The 15,353-nt window shown below is 70.9% G+C and carries 15 protein-coding genes; 7 read left to right on the top strand and 8 right to left on the bottom strand.

Annotation, left to right across the window (positions count from 1 at the left end):
- Positions 1-2: 2 nt before the first annotated feature.
- Both ACQEVG_RS13525 and ACQEVG_RS13520 read right to left on the bottom strand, forming a co-directional pair.
- Positions 3-749: an acyltransferase gene (locus ACQEVG_RS13525; RefSeq protein ID WP_432981977.1), complete on the bottom strand. Its 747-nt coding sequence runs from the start codon at positions 747-749 to the stop codon at positions 3-5.
- A 355-nt stretch (positions 750-1,104) separates the two neighbouring features.
- Entirely contained in the window at positions 1,105-3,939 is a 2,835-nt protein-coding gene (locus ACQEVG_RS13520) for a LuxR C-terminal-related transcriptional regulator (protein ID WP_432981974.1), read from the bottom strand.
- Between the two features lie 138 nt (positions 3,940-4,077).
- Here ACQEVG_RS13520 and ACQEVG_RS13515 point away from each other — a divergent pair, with 138 nt between their 5' ends.
- A complete protein-coding gene (locus ACQEVG_RS13515; protein WP_432981971.1) occupies positions 4,078-4,575 on the top strand; it encodes an ATP-binding protein in 498 nt (165 codons plus the stop codon).
- 80 nt (positions 4,576-4,655) lie between these two features.
- On the opposite strand, the gene ACQEVG_RS13510 is transcribed toward ACQEVG_RS13515, so the two are convergent.
- The 3 genes from ACQEVG_RS13510 to ACQEVG_RS13500 all read right to left on the bottom strand — a co-directional run bounded on the left by ACQEVG_RS13510 (position 4,656) and on the right by ACQEVG_RS13500 (position 6,463).
- Positions 4,656-5,189 (bottom strand): gamma carbonic anhydrase family protein, encoded by a 534-nt coding sequence (locus tag ACQEVG_RS13510; RefSeq protein WP_432981968.1) that lies wholly within the window; start codon positions 5,187-5,189, stop codon positions 4,656-4,658.
- A gap of 50 nt (positions 5,190-5,239) precedes the next feature.
- Positions 5,240-5,899 (bottom strand): DedA family protein, encoded by a 660-nt coding sequence (locus ACQEVG_RS13505; RefSeq protein ID WP_432981965.1) that lies wholly within the window; start codon positions 5,897-5,899, stop codon positions 5,240-5,242.
- 126 nt (positions 5,900-6,025) lie between these two features.
- A complete protein-coding gene (locus tag ACQEVG_RS13500) occupies positions 6,026-6,463 on the bottom strand; it encodes a DUF4442 domain-containing protein (RefSeq protein WP_432985336.1) in 438 nt (145 codons plus the stop codon).
- A 108-nt stretch (positions 6,464-6,571) separates the two neighbouring features.
- Here ACQEVG_RS13500 and ACQEVG_RS13495 point away from each other — a divergent pair, with 108 nt between their 5' ends.
- Positions 6,572-7,582: a hypothetical protein gene (locus ACQEVG_RS13495; protein WP_432981962.1), complete on the top strand. Its 1,011-nt coding sequence runs from the start codon at positions 6,572-6,574 to the stop codon at positions 7,580-7,582.
- Positions 7,583-7,623: 41 nt separating this feature from the next.
- Entirely contained in the window at positions 7,624-8,922 is a 1,299-nt protein-coding gene (locus tag ACQEVG_RS13490) for an MFS transporter (protein WP_432981959.1), read from the top strand.
- Here the strand turns inward: ACQEVG_RS13490 and ACQEVG_RS13485 are convergent.
- Positions 8,884-9,729: a spermidine synthase gene (locus ACQEVG_RS13485; RefSeq protein WP_432981956.1), complete on the bottom strand. Its 846-nt coding sequence runs from the start codon at positions 9,727-9,729 to the stop codon at positions 8,884-8,886. The two genes, ACQEVG_RS13490 and ACQEVG_RS13485, sit on opposite strands and share 39 nt — an antisense overlap.
- Before the next feature lie 135 nt (positions 9,730-9,864).
- Positions 9,865-11,046 carry an elongation factor Tu gene (gene tuf, locus ACQEVG_RS13480; protein ID WP_432981953.1) on the bottom strand — a complete coding sequence of 394 codons (1,182 nt, stop codon included), beginning with the start codon at positions 11,044-11,046 and terminating at the stop codon, positions 9,865-9,867.
- 358 nt (positions 11,047-11,404) lie between these two features.
- On the opposite strand from tuf, the gene ACQEVG_RS13475 reads away from it, so the two are divergent.
- The 4 genes from ACQEVG_RS13475 to ACQEVG_RS13460 all read left to right on the top strand — a co-directional run bounded on the left by ACQEVG_RS13475 (position 11,405) and on the right by ACQEVG_RS13460 (position 14,629).
- Entirely contained in the window at positions 11,405-12,106 is a 702-nt protein-coding gene (locus ACQEVG_RS13475; protein ID WP_432981950.1) for a TVP38/TMEM64 family protein, read from the top strand.
- Positions 12,107-12,287: 181 nt separating this feature from the next.
- On the top strand, positions 12,288-13,163 hold the full coding sequence (locus ACQEVG_RS13470) for an undecaprenyl-diphosphate phosphatase (protein ID WP_432981947.1): 876 nt from the start codon (positions 12,288-12,290) through the stop codon (positions 13,161-13,163).
- 54 nt (positions 13,164-13,217) lie between these two features.
- Positions 13,218-13,391 (top strand): hypothetical protein, encoded by a 174-nt coding sequence (locus ACQEVG_RS13465; protein WP_432981944.1) that lies wholly within the window; start codon positions 13,218-13,220, stop codon positions 13,389-13,391.
- A gap of 80 nt (positions 13,392-13,471) precedes the next feature.
- A complete protein-coding gene (locus tag ACQEVG_RS13460; RefSeq protein WP_432981941.1) occupies positions 13,472-14,629 on the top strand; it encodes a methyltransferase in 1,158 nt (385 codons plus the stop codon).
- Positions 14,630-14,642: 13 nt separating this feature from the next.
- Here ACQEVG_RS13460 and ACQEVG_RS13455 read toward each other — a convergent pair whose 3' ends face one another.
- The gene (locus ACQEVG_RS13455) at positions 14,643-15,263 is read right to left on the bottom strand and encodes a flavin reductase family protein (protein WP_432981938.1); all 621 of its coding nucleotides are present in this window, start codon (positions 15,261-15,263) and stop codon (positions 14,643-14,645) included.
- Between the last annotated feature and the right edge of the window lie 90 nt (positions 15,264-15,353).

Raw genomic sequence — 15,353 nt, 5'->3', positions numbered from 1 at the left:
CCCTAGGAGGCCGCGTCCGGGTCCAACTCCGCCAGCGCCAGCAGCTGTTCGGGCGTGACGCCCTCGGGAATCGGCACGGGGGCCGGCGTACGCAGCGGAGGCTGCCAGCCGCGGAGCGGATCCCAGCTCCGTACGACGCGCGCGGGGGCGCCGGCCACCACCGAGTGGTCGGGGACCTCTCCCCGTACGACAGCGCCCGCGGCGACCACCACATTGCGGCCCAGTCGCGCGCCGGGCAGGATCACCGCGCCTGTGCCCAGCCAGCAGCCGGGGCCGATCTCCACCGGCTCCGTGCGCGGCCACTGCTTGCCGACCGGCTCGTGCGGATCGTCGTAGCTGTGGTTGGTGGAGGTGATGTAGACATACGGACCGCAGTACGTGTCCGAGCCGATGGTCACCCTGGTGTCGGCGATGACATGGCTGCCGCGGCCGAGGACGACACCGTTGCCCAGCGTCAGAATGGGCTCGGCCCCCAGGTCCAGGCCCGGCATCATTCCGGCAGTGAGCGTGACCTGCTCGGCGATGATGCAGTGCTCGCCGAGCTCGATCCATGCCTCGCCGAAGACCGTGCCCTGCGGAAAGGCGAGCCGGGTGCCGGAGCCGAGGCTGCGGAAGCGCAACCGTCCGGGGTGCTCGGCGGTGACGGCGCCCGCCTCCTGCACCCAGCGCCAGCCTCGGTGAACCGCGCGCGCGAGGACTCGTCGCCGCCAGCCGGCGAGCAATGAGAACGTGTTTCTGTTCTTCGGCACCCGCACACGGTAGTCGGCCCGACCTGGCCCGATCGCTCAGGCGGCCTGTGATGTTCACCCCACGCCGCTCCGACCACCGGCCGTCGGCCAGGCTCTGAACGGGGAGTGGGCCCCCCAGAGTTGCTGCCCCCGGGGGCCGGACTCCTCGCGCCTCAGCGAGCGGCAGCCACAGAGGTGGGGGTGTGGCGCGACACTCGCCCGGCCCTCCGGCTCCCCGGGCACAGCACCGACGCGGGCACTCGGGCTGCCGTGGCGGGATACGGCAACGGTGCGTTCCGCTTTCGGTCCCTGGAAGCTATGACCACATACCGAGACACGCCTATCCGTGCAGAGGATCTACGGATACGTAAAAAATTCACGTGGGACGGTTTGTCCGGGTCCGGTTGTGGGACTGCCGGGACTGCGCTTCGAGCTTGCGCCTGGCCCGGGAGACATGCTGTTCCACGGTGCGCGGGGACAGGTGCAGGGTGGCCGCGATCTCCCGGTTGGTGAGTCCCGCCGATGCCAGGTCGATGACCTCCTGCTCGCGCGGGGAGAGCTGGTCACCGTAGCTGGGGCGGCCGCGGGGGCGCTGTTCGGCCGCGGGCTGGTGGGCACGGAGTGTCGCCCGTACGCGTGCGGCGTCCCACCCCGCGCCCAGGTCGCTGAGCTGCTGGACGCAGTTGGCGAGTTCCTCCACGGCCCCGGCCGCGGCCTCGCCGTCCTCCCCGGACTCCAGCACACACCGGGCGGCCGCCTCGGTGGTGAGGATGGCGGCGTACGGCCGGGGCATCTCGGCATACGCGGCGGCCGCCTCGCGGAAGTGCGGCACGGCCTTGGCCGGTTCGTCCCCCGTCTCCAGCAGGACGCCACGACACCAGTGGAGTGCGGCCGTGGCCGCCGGCGCCACATCTCCCATCAGCCCGCTCTGGAACTCGGTGATCATCTCCTCCGCCGTCCGGCGGCGGCCCGCGCGCGCGGTGGCCTCGACTGCCCAGGGCGCGAGTTCCGCCGCCCACACCCAGACACCCTTGTCGCGCAACCTGTCCCAGGCGTCCGCCGCCTCGGAGGCCGCTGCGTCGAAGTCTCCTCGGGCCAGAGCGGTACGGACCAGCGCTCCGGCGGCCGCGGCCACGTGCGGCAGCGGGGAGCCGACGGGCAGCGGATGCCCGTCGCCCGACAGCCAGGCCGCCATCTGCTGCCATTCGCCCTGGGCCAGGGCGAGGTTGCCGAGCACGATCCTGGCGTCGGCGGCGGGCCCGGGCATGATGCCGGTCTCGGCGACGAAGGCCCGTGCCCGGCCGGACAGACCGGCCCACCGGCCGGTGATCCAGTCGAGCAGCAGGACGCTGCCCCGCCCGTCCTGTTCGACATAGGAGGCTCCGCTGCGGGTCGCCAGATCGAGCCCTTCCTCCAGCAGTTCCGCGACGCGCTGCAGATGTCCCAGCCACAGGGCGGCGTCCGCCCCGTTCACAAGGCCCCGGGCCACGTGCGGCAGCCAGTCGGTCTGGTCGGTGTCGGTACGCAGCCGGTCGAGGACGTCCCATGCCGACGGGTCCCCGATCTCCAGCATGACGGCGACGCAATTGCCCGCGACAGCCGTGCGCACCTCGGCGTCGTCGCTGCGGGCCGCCACCTCCTTGACCCTCTCCAGCCAGTGCAGATTGCGTTCCAGCGGAACCGCGGACATCACGGGCATGGCGAGTGCCGACATCGCACGCGCGGCCAGAGCGGGCCGTTCGGCCAGCTCGTCGACGGCCTGCTCGAGCTCCACCCAGCCCTGCAGTCCCTTGCCCGCCTGGTTGTACAGGACGAGCCCGAGGTCGAGCCGGATCTGACCGCGTACGGCAGGAGGCAGCGACTGATCGTCAAGGATTTGCCGCAGCACTTGCACGGTCTGGTCGGTGTGCAGCCCCAGCACCGCGCTGTGGGCCAGCAGCGGCGCGAGGCGGGCGCGCACCTCGCGCGGGACGGCGGGGTGGGACAGAGCCTGTTCCAGCAGGTCCATCGCCGTCTGGTGCTCGCCGGCTTCGGTGCACTGCAGTGCGGCCCGCTCGACGGCCTTCAGCCAGGCGCGGAACCGGCCGCCGCGGTGCCGGTGTGCGGCAAGCCGCGCCCAGGGCACCGGCTGCCGGTGCGCGAGGACGGCGGCCGCGCGGCGGTGCATGTCCTGACGGAGCGGTCCGGGCAGCTCCTGGTACACGGCGGTGCCCGCGAGCGGCGAGGGGAAGGCGTACACATCCCGGCCGGTCTCCTGCAGTACGGCTCCGCGCAGCGCGGCGACGAGGGCCTCGCGGCCGGTCTCGGCGGGCAGCGCGGCCACCGCGTACAGATCTTCGGCGGTGCTCGGCTCGTCGAGCACCGCCGCCGCGTGGACGACGGCCCGGTGCTCCTGCGGCAGAGCGGCAAGGCGGCCGAGTACCAGCTCGGCCAGTCGTACGGGGGTCCCCGTGGCGTCGACGTCCCTTGCGGTGTACCGCTCCTTGGGGCCGCACACGTCCTCCAGCTGGCGCACCAGGTCGACGACGACCTGTGGCACTCCGGCGGAGCGTTCATGGATACGGGCGACAAGATCCGGTGGGCAGGACTCGGCGCCGAGCTGTTCCTCGATCAGCTGCCGGACCTGCTCTGCGTCCAGCGCTTCGAGTCGTATGCGCAGCAGGGAGAGCCGGGCCGGATAGGTTATGGCGCGGCCCAGCACAAGACCGGGCTGGGCCAGCTCCTCGGGGCGGTAGGAAAGCACGGCGGCAAGCCCGGCGGGCGGGCGCTCGAGGAGACCCCGCAGCAGCTCCTGGCTGCCCGGTCCGGCGCGGTGGACGTCTTCGGCGATCAGCAGCACCGGGCCACCGGAGTCCAGCAGGGCATCGAGATCCTCGGCCAGGCCGACGGTGTCCGGGTGGACGCGCGGGGGCAGCGGGGGCGGCTCGCTGCGTACGCGCCCGGCGGTGCGGCCGTTGCCCGCGTCGGTACGGGCCGTCTCACTGCGGGCAGCGTGGACCGGGTGGTGCGCCAGTGCGACGCCTGAGGCGGTGAAGGTCAGCACGATGCGCGGCCTGGGACCGGTCTCCGCAGCCTCGATCAGCCGGTCGACGAGCCGGCTCTTGCCGGTTCCGGCCGGACCCTCGATCAGCAGCAGCGCCGGCTCGCGCGTGGGATGAGCGAGCGTCTGTTTCAGCCAGCGCTCCCAGGCTTGGTCACTGAGCGTACTCACCGCCTCACCCTCCTCGACATTTCCGGGCATTTCATTTCTTTAGGTATCCGTACTTCAGTCTCCCCAATTGCGCCGACAAGGCGTGACCCCGAGCGTAGAGCAGGGCTCGGGCGCCCACCTGAGCAATAAGGAGCCGTCGTGATCGCATCAGAGGAGTCATCCCACAGTCCGTTGTCCGGCCGCGTGCCGCATGGCGGAATCTCGGGTCTGGCCCAGTGTGCGATGTCGGCGACGCCGGAAGCCGCGCGCACGCTGAGACACTTCGCCCGTGCTGTGGCACGTCGGTGGCGCCTGGAGAAGGACTGCCACGACGCGCTCGCCGTGATAGTCACCGAGCTGGTCAGCAACGTGGTGCTGCACAGCGGCAGCCCGTGGGTGGCCGTGGCCATAAAGGTCACGGGTAACACCCTGACGACGGAGGTCAGGGACGGCGGTCGGTGGAAGCACCGCCCGGTGCGGCGGCAGGAACCGCTGGACGCCCATGCCGACTGCGGCCATGGCCTCTCGATCGTCGACGCCTACGCGACCCGGATCACGACGCTCCGCCAGGAGGCGGGCAGTGTGGTGGCGGCGGAGATCGTGATGTCTCAGCGCACGGGAGGCGCGCGGGGCACGGGGGCGCGCCCGACGCACTGAAGGCGGATGCCCGGGGGCTATGCAGGCAACTCGCGGCATTGCCTGGTCAAAACCCTGGCCGGTCGGCCTGCGGACCCGGCTCAGCCGGTCTCGGTAGCCTCGCGATGGCCCTTGGCCAGCACCAGATACATCGCCGCGTTGAGCTTGATGCCCTCGCGCTCCTCCTCGGTCAGCTCGCGCCTGACCTTGGCGGGTACGCCCGCGACCAGCGAGCCCGGCGGCACACGCATCCCCTGCGGCACGAGGGCCTGCGCCGCGACCAGCGAACCCGCGCCGATGTGTGCGCCGTTGAGGACGGTGGCACCCATGCCGATCAGTACGTCGTCCTCGATGGTGCAGCCGTGGATCACCGCATTGTGACCGACCGACACACGCTCACCGACGGTGACGGGGAAGCCCGGGTCGACATGCACCGTGCAGTTGTCCTGGATGTTGGTTTCGGCGCCGAGAAAGATCGGGCCGCAGTCGGCACGCACCACCGTGTGGTACCAGACGCTGGCGCCCGCGGCCATGGTGACGTCGCCGATCACGACGGACGTGGGAGCGGTGAAGGCGTCGGGCGAAATGCTCGGCTCCTTGCCACCCACTGACGCGATCAGTGCCTCTGCTGCCATCGCCTTGTCCTTCTTCTCTGTCCAGCGTCGGGGCGTACGGGCGGGGCCGCTCAGTCGGCGGCGGACACGGTCTCCGGCTCGGCCACCGGAGCGGCCTGCGCCTGCGCGCCCGCCTTCTTGGCACGGCTCTTGAGCACCAGCATCGAGGTCAGCCCGATCAGCACGGCGAGGACGAGACCCAGCCAGGAGAACCGCTTGAGCCACGCCTCGGCGACGACGCCGACGGAGTAGATGACAGCGGTGGTGCCGCCCGCCCAGAGGATCCCGCCGAGGACATTGGCGATGAGGAACTTCCAGTACGGCATGCGCAGGACGCCCGCGAGCGGCCCGGCGAAGATGCGCAGCAGGGCGACGAACCGGCCGAAGAAGACGGCCCACATGCCCCACTTCTCGAAGGAGCGCTCGGCCATGGCGATCTGTGCCTCACCGAAGTGCTTGGGGAACTTCCCGCCGAGCCAGGCCAGCAGCGGCCGTCCGCCCTTGCGCCCGATGGCGTACCCGATCGAGTCGCCGATGATCGCGCCGGCCGAGGCGCATGCGCCGAGGATGTACGGATTGACCTCGCCGTGCTGCGAGGCGAGCAGGGCGGAGCTGACGAGGACGATCTCACCCGGCAGCGGGATACCGAGGCTCTCAAGGCCGATGACCACCCCCACCAGGAGGTAGATACTGACCGCGGGAACGGTCTCGAGCCACTCCTGGACGTGCAATGCCGGATCCTCCCGTGATCACACGGGGCCTGGCCGCCCCGGCGCGTGACCGTGTCGGTGCGCGCCGGGGCAGCCTACCTGGTGACCCGCGGCACCCGCCTGAGGAGTGGCCCACCTCGGCGGATCTCAGGCGTTGGGGCGCAGGGTCCAGATGATCGTCATCACACCGGTCACCGCGCCGTCCGCGCGCTGGATGGCGATCTCGACCGGGAATTCCGGCCGCTCGCCCGCGTCCAGCTCGGCGACCACGTCGGCGATCGGGCGGCCGAGGGTGGCGGTCGCCGTGACCTCGCCCATCGCCAGCTTCTTGTAGCCGATTTCGGCCTTGACGGCGAGCGGCACGGCACGCGTCATCTGGTCGGCGAATGCGGCGATGACGATCGCGCCGCTCGCCGACTCGGCGAGCGTGAACATTGCTCCGGCGTGCGGCCCGCCGACATGGTTGTGGAAGTCGGGCTGGTCCGGCAGTCGCAGGACAGCACGCTCTGCGGTGGTCTCCAGGAACTCCAGCTTGAGGGTCCGGGCCATGGGGACCGTGGCGGCGAGCATCTCGCCGACGGACATCTGATCAGCGCTCATGGGCCAGATGTTACCCACCAGTAGCACTCTTGGCCACCCCCGTGCAGGGGCGGACGTGGCACCCGTGACACGGCACCTCTATCGTTACTCGCCATGTGGCCAGGACAGCAGCCGCCCGGGGGCGAGCAGAACCCGCAGGACCAGAACCCGTACCAGCAGCCGGGGTACCAGCAGCCGAACCCGTACCAGCAGCCGGGGTACCAGCAGCCCAACCCGTACCAGCAGCCGACTGTGCCGCAGTACGCCGTGCCCGGGCAGCCGCCCGGTGGGCCCCAACCGCCGCAGAACGACAAGAGGAAGACGACCATCGTCGCGATCGTCGCGGCAACGGCGGTCGTCGCGGCCGCGGTGGTCACCGGCGTCTTCGTGCTGAAGGACGACGACACGGGCGGCACCTCGGACGCGGGCAGCAAGGGCAGCGCCTCGAAGACGCCGGCGCCGGACAAGTCGAGCCAGGCGCCCGCATCGCCGACCGAGAACCCGCGCGGCGGCGACGACGCCAAGCCGGTCATCGCGGGCTGGAAGGTCGTCACCAACCCCAAGCACGGTACGCAGTTCGACGTCCCGCCCGACTGGGAGGTGGCCGGCTCGGGCGTGATCACCGCCTTCGAGGACGAGAAGAAGGGCGACGGCTCGGCGGTCGTCGTCATGTCGGCCCCGGCCCACTACAAGTCCAAGTGGTGCACGTTCGACAGCAACCAGGACGGCAAGCTGGAGGATTGGGGCCTGAGCACCACCGGCACCAAGGGCGGCAAGGGCGCCAAGGACACTGCGACGGCCGCCTACAACGAGGCCGGCAACTGGGTCTGGGCGGGCTATGCGCAGACTGAGCCCAAGGGCACGATCAAGGTCACCAAGGCGCAGCCGTACGTCACCAAGTCCGGGCTCAGCGGCAGCGTCGCGACCGCGACCGCCCTCGGCACCAAGAAGACGAACAAGTGCAGCACCGACGGCAAGTCGATCGCTTTCAGCTTCAAGAACGGCAAGGGTGACTTCGCGAGCTGGGTCCTCTACGCCAACACCGGCATCAAGGACGAGCTCCCGAACGCGACCATCCAGCAGATCCTCAGCACGGTGCGACTGGCGGGAACGCCCGCGGGTTAATCCGCTTGGCGCGGTGGCGCGGCAGCGGGGATAGTCCGCAGGTGACCACTCCCGCCGCCGCCTTCCGCCGCCGTGCGCGCCGACCCGACTGGGCAGGCCGCAACTACACCCTGCTGACCGCCGCTGCGACAGTCACCAACCTGGGCACTCACGGTGCGCTGATCGCGGCGGCGTTCGCGGTTCTGCAGTCGGGCGGGGACGGCGGCGACGTGGGTCTGGTCGCGGCCGCCCGCACCCTCCCCCTCGTACTGTTCCTGCTGATCGGCGGGGCGGTCGCCGACCGGCTGCCCCGGCACCGGGTGATGGTCGCCGCCAACGCTCTCAACTGCCTTTCGCAGGCGGCCTTCGCGGTGCTCGTCCTGGCCGGTGATCCGCAGCTGTGGCAGATGATGCTGCTGACCGCCTTGTGCGGCACCGGCCACGCGTTCTTCAATCCGGCCGCCGAGGGCATGCTGATGTCCAGCGTCAGTGGTGAACAGGCGAGCCGGGCCTTCGCGCTCTTCCGGATGGCCGTGCATGGCGCGGCCATCGGCGGGGCCGCGCTCGGCGGCGCACTGATCGCCGCGATCGGGCCCGGGTGGGTGCTGGCCGTGGACGCCGCGGCCTTCGCCGTCGCGGGCGCGCTGCGCGCCTTCCTCGACGTCAGCCACGTCCGCGCGCGCGAGCCCGGCGGCGGACTGCTCTCCGATCTGCGGGACGGCTGGAAGGAGTTCAGCAGCAGGCCGTGGCTGTGGGCCGTCGTCGCCCAGTTCTCGGTGGTCGTCGCGGTGGTCGGCGCGGCCGAGTCCGTGTACGGACCGCTGGTCGCCCGGGACGAGCTGGGCGGCGCGGGCCCCTGGGGCATGGCGCTCGCCGCGTTCGGTGTGGGCACCCTCGGCGGGGCGCTGCTGATGACGCGCTGGCAGCCGCGGCGGATGCTGCTCGCCGGGACGCTGTGCGTCTTCCCGCTGGCCACGCCCTCGGCGGCGCTCGCCGTGCCACTGCCGGTGGCGGGGCTCGCGGCGGTGATGCTGCTGAGCGGTGTGGCGATCGAGGTTTTCGGCGTTGCGTGGATGACGGCGCTGCATCAGGAGATCCCGCAGGACATGCTCTCCCGGGTCTCCGCGTACGACTGGTTCGGCTCGGTGGCGATGCTGCCGCTGGCGACCGCGCTCGCCGGTCCGGCGGAGAGCCTGCTCGGGAGACGCGAGTCGCTCTGGGGGTGCGCGGCCCTGGTGATCGTGGTCACCGCGGCCGTGCTGTACGTCCCGGACGTACGGAACCTGACGCGCCGCACCAAGCAGGTCGCGGCCGCGAAGCCGTCAGCCGATGCTGAACGTGCCGTCGGGCGGCTCGGGTGACTCCACGGCGTCCGTGTCCTGGACCGCCGTCGCATCCCCGATGAGGCGCGCCAGCGCCCGGCCGTGCTCCACCCGCGCCGGGAAGGCGTCGGAGGAGGTGCGGCGGGCCAGGGCCGCGGTGTCGATGGGGACGTGCGAGGCGACCAGCAGCGCGTTGCCGAAACGCCGACCACGCAGTACGGACGGTTCGGCGATCAGCGCAAGCTCCTCGAACACCGCGGCGAACGTGGCGAGTTGGGAGCGGAGGAACGCGAAGGGCGCACCGTCGGCGAGGTTGGCGACATAGATCCCGTCGGGGCGCAGAACGCGTTCCGCCGTGCGTGCGTACTCGACCGAGGTGAGATGCGCGGGCACCCGCGAGCCGCCGAAGACATCGGCGATCAGTACGTCCACCGAGGCCGCGGAGGCCGCTTCCACCCAGGCGCGGGCATCCGCTCCGTGCACCTCGATGCCTGATCCCGCGGGCAGCGGCAGCTGCTCGGCGACCAGCGCCAGCAGCCCGCGGTCGGCCTCCACGACATCCTGGCGCGAGCCCGGCCGGGTCGCGGCCACATAGCGGGGCAGGGTCAGCGCCCCGCCGCCCAGGTGCAGCAGCTCGAGCGGGTCGCCCTCGTCCGCGGCGCAGTCCACGACATGGGCGAGGCGCTGCGCGTACTCGAACTCGAGATGAGTGGGCGCGTCCAGGTCCACATACGACTGGGGCGCGCCGTTCACCGTCAGCAGCCAGGCCCGCTCGCGGTCGATGTCGGGCAACAGCTTGGCGATGCCGCCGTCGACCTCACGGATGACGGGTATCTGCTCGTTCACCGTCTCATTGTGCCCACAGCGCGGCGACGGCCTCGGCCTGCACGGCTGCCTGGGCCGGGCCCGCGCGGGCAGCGCGGCACCTCTTGCGCACGGCCGAGAGCCTGCCTCCCGCAGGGGCAGGAGACAGGCCCAGGATCACACCAGTTCGGTCACCGTCCCGGCGCCGACCGTGCGGCCGCCCTCGCGGATCGCGAAGCCGAGACCAGGCTCGAGCGCGATGTCACGTCCCAGCTCGACGGTCATGGTCACCGTGTCGCCGGGCCGCGCGACCGCCCTCTCACCGAGGTCGATGTCCCCGACGACGTCCGCGGTACGGATGTAGAACTGCGGCCGGTAGCCGCTGGAGACCGGCGTGGTGCGGCCGCCCTCGCGGCCCGACAGGACGTACACCTGCGCGGTGAAGCGCCGGCTCGGTACGACGCTGTCGGGCGCCGCCACCACATGGCCGCGGCGGATCGCGTCGCGCGCCATGCCACGCAGCAGCAGCGCGACATTGTCACCGGCCTCGGCGGACTCCATCGGCTTGCCGAAGGTCTCCAGGCCGGTGACCGTGCTGGTCTGCGGACCGGTGTCCGCGCCGAGCAGCTGCACGCGGTCGCCGACGCGGACGCTGCCGCGCTCGATGGCGCCGGTGACGACCGTGCCCCGCCCGGTGATGGTGAGGACGTTCTCCACCGGAAGCAGAAACGGCGCGTCCGTGTACCTGACGGGCATCGGCACATACGTGTCGACGGCGTCGAGCAGCGCCTCGATGGCGGCGGTCCAGCGTGGCTCGCCCTCCAGCGCCCTGAGCCCGGAGACCCGGACGACGGGCGCCGCGTCTCCGCCGTACCCATGGGCCGTCAGCAGTTCGCGGACCTCCAGCTCCACCAGGTCGGTGAGCTCGTCGTCACCCGCGTCCGCCTTGTTGAGGGCGACCACGATGTGGTCGACGCCCACCTGGCGGGCGAGCAGGACGTGCTCGGCGGTCTGCGGCATGACACCGTCGAGCGCGGAGACGACAAGGATCGCTCCGTCCAGCTGGGCCGCGCCGGTGACCATGTTCTTGACGTAGTCGGCATGGCCCGGCATGTCCACATGGGCGTAGTGCCGGGTGTCGGTCTCGTACTCGACGTGCGCGATGTTGATGGTGATGCCGCGCTGCGCCTCCTCGGGCGCCCGGTCGATCCGGTCGAACGAGACGTAGGAGGTACCGCTGCCGCGCTCGCTGAGGACCTTGGTGATGGCTGCGGTGAGTGTGGTCTTGCCGTGGTCGACATGGCCCATGGTGCCGATGTTGAGGTGCGGCTTGGTGCGCACGTATGTCGTCTTGGGCATGGCTGTTCCCCTCGGAACTCGAAGCGTGTTGGGACCCCTGGGCCTTGCCGACCCTCCCCCTGTGGGGCCGCCGGACGATCCGGGAAGGGTCAGCTTCGGGCGCCGCCGAGGGGCGCTGCGGCAGCGGCTGCGGCCGCTGCGGGGAATGCGGCAGCCTTCGGCGCGTCCGCGACTGCGGACGGCGCTGCGAGAAAGGCGTACCGGAACATGCCGTTGATGATCGCCCACGGCCGTGGCGGCGTCGAATGGTTTTCCGCGGACGGGAGTTCAGCCCTGGCGGAGCCCGACACAGGTCATGGCGCGGGTCATCGCGCTCTCGTTACGGCGATCACATCCCCTTGTCGGTTAGTCTCCCCGGATGCTCGCCCCCGTCCCCAGGCCGACTTCGGGCCTCGCCGTGCGCTGTACCCGGGCGCTGTTCTCGCCGTGGTCGCGGCTGTCGCTGCTTGTGGCCATGCTGGTCGCGGCGGCGGTGACGGTGGTCATGTACGAGCCGCAGCGGCTGCTCTCGGCGGGCTGGCCGCAGCTGAGCGGCGCGGCGGCCGTCGTGCTGTTCGGCGTCGCATACGGGGCGTGCACCGCGGCCTTCGTACCCCGGCCGCTGCTCAATCTGGCGGCGGGTGCGCTGTTCGGCTCGCAGGCCGGACTTGTCTCCGCGCTCGCCGGGACGGTGCTGGGCGCGGGCATCTCCTTCGCGCTCGGCCGGCTGCTGGGGCAGGACGCGCTGCGGCCGCTGCTGCGGGGTCGCTGGCTGAAGGCGGCCGACACCCAGCTGAGCAGGCACGGCTTCCGCTCGATGCTGGCGCTGCGGCTCTTCCCCGGCGTGCCGTTCGCCGCGGCCAACTACTGTGCTGCCGTCTCCCGCATGGGCTATGTGCCCTTTCTGCTGGCGACGGGCATCGGCTCGATCCCGAACACGGCGGCGTATGTGGTCGCGGGCAGCCGGGCCGGCTCTCCGACGTCCCCGGCGTTTCTGATCGCGATGGGTTTCATCGTGCTGACGGGGATCGCCGCGGCCGCGATCGCCTGGTGCAAGCGGCACCGGCTGCGGGGCCACTGAGCAGACAGGGCCGTGGAGTTGGGGCACCCGGAGCTACGGCAGCGGGTACCTGCGGACGGGCCCCTGGGGGGCTGAGGTTTCCCCGTCATCCAAGGACGCTACGCTTCCACCCAACTGGCGCATGATCGGGAACGCTACGCGCCGTCAGACCGTGCAGATCTCTTGGGTGGCGTAGTTTTCCATGTCTTGGTTCGAATCATTCATCCTCGGGCTGGTCCAGGGGCTGACCGAATTCCTGCCCATCTCCTCCAGCGCGCATCTGCGGCTGACGGCCGCCTTCGCGAGCTGGGAGGACCCGGGCGCGGCCTTCACGGCGATCACTCAGATCGGCACGGAGACGGCCGTGCTGATCTACTTCCGCAAGGACATCGCCCGGATCATCTCCGCCTGGTTCCGTTCCCTCACGAACAAAGAGATGCGCGGCGACCACGACGCCCAGATGGGCTGGCTCGTCATCGTGGGCTCGATCCCGATCGGTGTGCTCGGCGTCACGTTCAAGGACCAGATCGAGGGCCCCTTCCGTGATCTGCGGCTGATCGCGACGACCCTCATCGTCATGGGCATCGTCCTCGGCATCGCGGACCGCCTTGCCGCCCGCGACGAGACCGGCGCCAGACACCGCGCCATCAAGGAGCGCAAGACGCTCCAGGAGCTCGGCGTCCGGGACGGTCTGATCTACGGCTTGTGCCAGGCGATGGCCCTGATTCCCGGCGTCTCCCGCTCGGGTGCCACCATCAGCGGCGGTCTGCTGATGGGCTACACCCGTGAGGCGGCGGCGCGCTACTCGTTCCTGCTGGCGATCCCGGCCGTTCTCGCCTCAGGCGTCTTCGAGCTCAAGGACGCGGGCCAGAGCGGCCATGTGGCGTGGCCCCAGACGATCTTCGCGACGATCATCGCCTTCGTGGTGGGCTACGCGGTGATCGCCTGGTTCATGAAGTTCATCACTACGAAGAGTTTCATGCCGTTCGTGATCTATCGCATCCTGCTGGGAATCGCGCTGTTCATCCTGGTCGGAACGGATGCCCTGAGCCCGCACGCGGGTGAGTCGGGGGGCTGACGCCCGCCGCAGCGGGGCAGACGGCCGTGGCGCCAAGGCCGTAGCCTGTCCCCCATGTCCCCCTTTCCCCGCGCGACAGAAGCCGCGTTGTCCGCCGCCGAGCTGAATGCCCGGATCCGTGAGCTGTGGGCGGACGGCGAGCTGCCCGACGACCGGCGCCCGGAGTACGAGGCGCTGGTGGTGGAGTGGGCCGCGGCGGCACTCGAGGACGTCGAGCGCGCGGCCTGATCCCTATCCCGGTGCCCCAGGGGTACCCGCCATCCATGGGTGCGCGACGGCGCGGAGCGCTCGGCTAGCCTGAGTGCACAATGAACCGTTTGACGACGTCATGGGGCGCCTTCGACCTCGCCCGCTTCCCCGAGGACCCTCGCGACACGCTCCGCGCCTGGGACGCCGCCGATGAGTACCTGCTGCGGCAGCTCAAGGGAATCGACGATGCAGGGCCCACCGATCTGACCGGCACGGTGGCCGTCGTCGGCGACCGGTGGGGCGCCCTTGCCACCTCGCTGGGCGCGCACCACCCCGTGCAGATCGCCGACTCCTTTCTGGGCCGGCAGGCGACCCGGGCGAATCTGGCACGCAACGGCATCGCCGCGGACGCGGTGCGGCTGCTCTCGGCCAGAGACATGCCGCCGGAGCGGATCGACGTACTGCTGATCCGGGTGCCCAAGAGCCTCGCGCTCCTTGAGGACCAGCTGCACCGCCTCGCACCCGCCGTGCACGCGGACACCGTCGTCATCGGCACCGGCATGGTCACCGAGATCCACACCTCCACGCTGAAGCTCTTCGAGCGGATCCTGGGTCCGACCAGGACCTCGCTGGCTGTGAAGAAGGCGCGGCTGATCTTCTGCACGCCCGACCCCGAGGTCGCCCCGGGTCCGAGCCCCTGGCCCCTTCGGTACGCGTTGCCCGCCGACGTGGGCGTGCTCGCGGGCCGGACCGTCACCAATCACGCCGGGATCTTCTGCGCCGAGCGGCTCGACATCGGCACGCGCTTCTTCCTGCGCAGCCTGCCCGAGCGCCACGGCCCGGACCGGGTGGTGGACCTGGGCTGCGGCAACGGCGTGATCGGCACGGCGGCCGCGCTCACCAACCCTGAGGCGTCGGTGACGTTCATCGACGAGTCGTTCTCGGCGGTGGCCTCGGCCGAGGCCACCTATCGCGAGAACGTCACCTCGGATGCCGAGGCGGAGTTCGTGGTGGGCGACGGACTGTCCGGCGTGCCGGACGGGAGCGTCGACCTGGTGCTGAACAATCCGCCCTTCCACTCGCACCGGGCGACGACGGACACGACGGCCCGCCGGATGTTCGGCGAGTCGCGCCGCGCCCTGCGACCAGGCGGCGAGCTGTGGGTGGTCGGCAACCGGCACCTCGGGTACCACGTGCGGCTGCGCCGCCTCTTCGGCAACTGCGAAGTCGTCGCCGCCGACCCGAAGTTCGTGGTCCTGCGGGCCGTCAGGAAGTAGCTCCCGGACGTTCCTACCGGCCCAGGCCGTCTCCGTCCGGCCACTGCTCGTAGGGAATACGGGAGATCTCGCGTACGCCTCCGAGCGTGACCCATTCGTCCTTGCCGAGGCGGGCGAGCGGCGCCAGCTTCGTCACCTCGGGGTGCCCGTCCTCCATGACGTCCTCGCTGACCGCAGCGTGCACAACGCGGCCGAAGACGACGGTCGAGTCGCCGAGACGTACGGTGCTGTGCAGTTGGCACTCCAAGGCCACCGGCGATGCCGCGACCCGCGGCGGCTTCACTCGCAGGCTCGCCTCACGCGCGAGGCCCACCGCGTCGAACTCGCTGATGCCGCGCGGGAAATCGGTGGCGGTGGCGTTGATCTGCTCGAAGAGCGGCTCCGGCGCCAGGTTGACCACGAAGTCGCCCGTGTCCTCGATATTGCGCAGCGAGTCCTTCCGGCCGACCGAAGTGAACTGCACGACCGGCGGCGTCACGCACGAGACCGTGAAAAAGGAGTGCGGGGCGAGATTGTCCGTGTCCCCGGCCGATGTGGTGGAGACCCAGGCGATCGGCCGGGGCACCACCACCGCGGTCAGCAGCCGGTAGAAGGAGCCCCGGTCCATGGCTTCGGGATCAAAGTCAACGCGCATGGGAGCCAGTATCCCCGCAGGTGGCCGCGCGTCGTAACGCGGCGGCACCGTCCGGCCCCCGGGTTCCGTGCAAGTTGCGGCCGAACTGGT

It is taken from the genome of Streptomyces sp. CA-135486, assembly GCF_050936555.1.
GTDB lineage: Bacteria > Actinomycetota > Actinomycetes > Streptomycetales > Streptomycetaceae > Streptomyces.
Note: the sequence above shows the minus strand (reverse complement) of the source record. Positions and strands in the feature narration are given on the sequence as shown.

Bases quoted from the DNA above. Each gene is read 5' to 3' on its own strand.
- ACQEVG_RS13510 (WP_432981968.1), bottom strand. From the start codon at position 5,189: ATGGCAGCAGAGGCACTGATCGCGTCAGTGGGTGGCAAGGAGCCGAGC.
- ACQEVG_RS13500 (WP_432985336.1), bottom strand. From the start codon at position 6,463: ATGTCCGTCGGCGAGATGCTCGCCGCCACGGTCCCCATGGCCCGGACC.
- ACQEVG_RS13495 (WP_432981962.1), top strand. From the start codon at position 6,572: ATGTGGCCAGGACAGCAGCCGCCCGGGGGCGAGCAGAACCCGCAGGAC.
- tuf (WP_432981953.1), bottom strand. From the start codon at position 11,046: ATGCCCAAGACGACATACGTGCGCACCAAGCCGCACCTCAACATCGGC.
- ACQEVG_RS13475 (WP_432981950.1), top strand. From the start codon at position 11,405: ATGCTCGCCCCCGTCCCCAGGCCGACTTCGGGCCTCGCCGTGCGCTGT.
- ACQEVG_RS13470 (WP_432981947.1), top strand. From the start codon at position 12,288: ATGTCTTGGTTCGAATCATTCATCCTCGGGCTGGTCCAGGGGCTGACC.
- ACQEVG_RS13465 (WP_432981944.1), top strand. From the start codon at position 13,218: ATGTCCCCCTTTCCCCGCGCGACAGAAGCCGCGTTGTCCGCCGCCGAG.
- ACQEVG_RS13460 (WP_432981941.1), top strand. From the start codon at position 13,472: ATGAACCGTTTGACGACGTCATGGGGCGCCTTCGACCTCGCCCGCTTC.
- ACQEVG_RS13455 (WP_432981938.1), bottom strand. From the start codon at position 15,263: ATGCGCGTTGACTTTGATCCCGAAGCCATGGACCGGGGCTCCTTCTAC.